The organism is Vibrio sp. 10N.222.48.A3 (assembly GCF_041475345.1).
In the GTDB taxonomy this organism is placed as follows: domain Bacteria; phylum Pseudomonadota; class Gammaproteobacteria; order Enterobacterales; family Vibrionaceae; genus Vibrio; species Vibrio tasmaniensis_A.
On sequence record NZ_JBFRVX010001294.1, the window covers coordinates 1 to 3,841 of the forward strand.

General features: G+C 44.5%; 2 protein-coding genes. Both read right to left on the reverse strand.

Going from position 1 to position 3,841, the window contains the following annotated elements:
• Positions 1-184: 184 nt before the first annotated feature.
• A complete protein-coding gene (locus AB4653_RS25815) occupies positions 185-2,212 on the reverse strand; it encodes a cache domain-containing protein (RefSeq protein WP_032555202.1) in 2,028 nt (675 codons plus the stop codon).
• Positions 2,202-3,665 carry a sigma-54-dependent transcriptional regulator gene (locus AB4653_RS25820; protein WP_372105653.1) on the reverse strand — a complete coding sequence of 488 codons (1,464 nt, stop codon included), beginning with the start codon at positions 3,663-3,665 and terminating at the stop codon, positions 2,202-2,204. Before AB4653_RS25820 ends, AB4653_RS25815 begins: the two co-directional genes overlap by 11 nt.
• Between the last annotated feature and the right edge of the window lie 176 nt (positions 3,666-3,841).

The following is a 3,841-nucleotide window of genomic DNA, read 5'->3' on the forward strand; positions in this document are numbered from 1 at the left end:
AGTTTAAGAAGCACAACATCAACCCACCGAAGATTTCAGTGGCAGCGCATTAGGCTTTTCATATTTTAGACGCTTGTAATTGTTCGACATGGCTTGTAATTGTTTGAAATAACGGGCCATAAATAAAAACACCTCCGAACTTATCTTAAGTGCGGAGGTGTTTTTCTATTCGCGTTATGAACGACTAAAGGTTAGACACTAATAACTGCGGTGTGGCTTTTTGCTGAAGATAGATACTAAAGCGACTTCCTTTACCTACTTCGGATTCAACTCGTATTTCGCCGCCCGTTTGGCTCAAAATACTTTGAGAAACGGACAAACCTAAGCCTGTACCGTCTCTTTTGGTGGTATAGAAAGGAGAGAAAATACGTTTCAGTTGTTCTTCCTTAATACCACAGCCCTCATCTTCAACATGAACAATAGCCCCATGAGATACTCCATTTTCAACCCAATCTTCACTCGAGATAGTCAATGTGCCCTGTCCGTCCATCGCGTGAATCGCGTTCATTTGCAGGTTAACTAGAATTTGCAGCAATTGGTTTCGGTTCACTTCGACTGAGGTTTTAGCATTCAATTGCGAGACATACACAATGCCTTTCTTTTTTGCGCCTGTTTTTACGAGCGTAATACTTTCATCGACAATTGGATTGATATGTTGCCAAGTGATTTCGTCTTGTACACCACCGTGTCGGCTGTATTGAAGTAAGCTTCGCGTGATGTTTCGGATTCGGTCGATCTGCTCCATGATCGCGTGGACTTCTTCGTCTACACGAGCCACTTCGTCACCTAGTTCAAACTTCATTAGCTCAACGTTGCCTAGAATTACTGCTGTCGGATTATTGATTTCATGGGCAATACCTGCGGTTAACTCACCTAACGCGGCTAATTTTTCGTTGACCACCAGCTTATCTCTAGCTTGGTTAAGAAGCTGGATGTGCAGTTCGAGTTCTTCCGTTTTCTCTTTCAAACTGGCGGTACGAGAATGAACCTTACATTCGAGTTCAGACGCCGCTTGTTGAATCTCTTGATTACGCTCGTGGAGCAGATCTAACATTTTGTCGAACTGTTTCGCAAGCAACGTAAGTTCATGTTGATCATCCAAACCCAACGTACCGATTCGCTTGTCTTGCCCCATTTGGACTAGCTTTACAACTTTATGGATGCGTTCAATTGGGTTGAAAAGATCGCGTGCACCACGGTGTACGATCAAACCTGAAGCTAACAGCAGTAATATGATGGTGATGCTGATTTCACCAAGGTTAGTCAGATACGTCTCTACGAGTGGCCAGATTAGATAGCCGGTATAAAGCATGCCAATAACGTTATCAAACTGGTCGTGGATTGGTTGGTAAGCGGTGATGTACCAAGCGTCGTAAACATATGCTCGGTCTAACCACTTTTGCCCTTGATTCAAGACTTTTGAATGAACCTCATGAGAAACGCGAGTACCAATTGCGCGCCCTGCACTGTCTTCACTGCTTAATGGCACATTAGTGCTGACACGCAGATCATCAAGGAATACGGTAACCGTACCAATGCGGCGATTAAAACCATCACGTTGTGGATAGATCAAGTTGCTGATCTGATCAACTAACTGTGTGCTGTTATTAAGGAGGATCCCGCCATCAAGAAAACCAATCACGTGATCATTCTTGTCACGAATCGACACAACGGTACGGCTAACTAAACCCCGAGTTTCAACATTTTGACTATTGAGCATTGGGACTTCGGCTTGCCTTGCAAGGTTTTGGTCTAACTCGTTGAGTTCATTTTGGCTCAATACACTAAAGAACGATTCTTTGCGTGTCAGATCGAGGTATTCACGCTTTTTCCCCATGCTCTCAACACTTCTCCAACGCAAAAAGTCGAGCTCATAGCGAGATTTGTTTTCAGAAACCCAACGAGTGAGCTCTTCCTTTGAAATATCACTCGTAAGTTTGATTCGAAAGTTATAAGACTCAGCGAATGCTTGAACGTTATAGGCCTGTTGATTTTGAATTAGATGGATACTGTTGTCGGCAACATCCAAACGCTCATCAACATCGATCAAAGCCCCCTGCCACGTATAGTGAACAGACCAATACAAAGTGATCGCAACCAAAGCGCATAAAGTTAAAATGATCGGCGCTGACGTCAAAAATAACAGACGATAACGCACCATGGTTTTGAACCGGAACGTCCACTTTGACCACCAATGACGTCTAATCGGCATATTCAGAGCCTTCTGTGTTCCAATCTTTATATTTACGCTCTAGCGTTTTCCGTGCAACGCCGAGGTCTCTTGCAGCTGCGGATTTATTACCATCATGAAAACTCACCAGTTGCTCGATATGAGATTTCTCTACTTCTTTGAGTGTCCAAGTGTTGGGGTAACCTTCTGCAGCGTCTACGTTATTCAAGTTTGGTATTTCCGCTCCATGTGACACCGTCACTGAAATGCTGGTGGGCGCAGGATCGCCATTAATTTCGCGCCAATAGTGCGCTGGTGGCTTGTCTAAAAGAATGCACCTTTCGACTAGGTTCTTGAGTTCGCGAATATTTCCCGGCCATTCGTATTCATTCATCGCCAAGATGTCCTCATGCGCCCAGTTTGGAACCGGTACACTAAGTTCACTTGCTAAAAGACGAGTGAAATACGGAACAAGCTCTATTAGATCGGATGGACGCTCTCTCAATGGCACAACATCAATTTTAAGGACATTGAGTCGGTAGAATAGATCGCGACGGAAGTGCCCTTTTTCGACCTCTTGTTGAAGGTTTCGGTTAGTCGCCGCCACTACTCGTACGTCAACGGCAATTTCTTTCTCGCTACCGACTGGACGAATAGTGCGTTGCTCTAACACACGCGCCAGCGCTGCTTGCATTGGTAGTGGCATTTCACCAATTTCGTCGAGGAACAAGGTGCCACCACTTGCGACTCTGAATAGACCTTCACGGTTTTTCTTCGCGCCGGTAAATGCGCCAGAGGTATGCCCGAATAGTTCACTTTCAAGAAGTTCTGGGGCGATTGCGCCACAGTTGATTGGCACAAATGGCCCTGTACGTTTACTGGCTTCATGTACACCACGTGCAACTAGCTCTTTACCTGTACCTGACTCGCCTTCTATAAGAACGGATGCTCGAGAGGGTGCAAATTGACTGATCAGCAATTTAAGCTGTTTGGTTTTATCTGAGTTACCGATTAACTCGGTCTTGATATGACGGCTAACATCACGCTTCAATGCGTATTGCATTCTTTGGTCAAGGCGCTTATCCATACAACGTAGTACAGCTTGTATCATTTGTTCTAAGTTGAAAGGTTTAAGAATGAAGTCTGAAGCGCCAAGCTTAAGCGCGGATATGGTCATCTCTAGATCAGCATAGCCAGTCATGAAAATAACATCGGCACGTTTGTCGTTGTCGTTAAAAGCCTCTTCCCACTCAATGCCAGAGCGTCCTGGCAGGTTGATATCAAGAACAATGAGATCAAAATGTTCGCTCGAACGCAGTATTTCAGCTTCTTCAACAGACCCTGCACTCGATACCTTGCCAAAGAACTTACCCAGGGCCTTCTTTAGAATAGCCTGCATCCCGACTTCATCGTCCACGACCAAGACGGAAAACGCTTGATATTGAGTCAATGTGTTTGGGTTGAGGTTCGATGCAGGTGAACTAGGTAAAGACATAATGATTAGCCGATGGGGAAAGTTGGGACAGAGTGTACCAATTAACCTTTTGTGCGACAGGGACAATGTGCGACATTTTGTCCTAGCTCATATTTTAATGCATTTTGTTAGCCTAAATGACGCAGTTTTGTTCGATATAACAGCAATTTAATGAAATTTGATGCACTATTTATTGG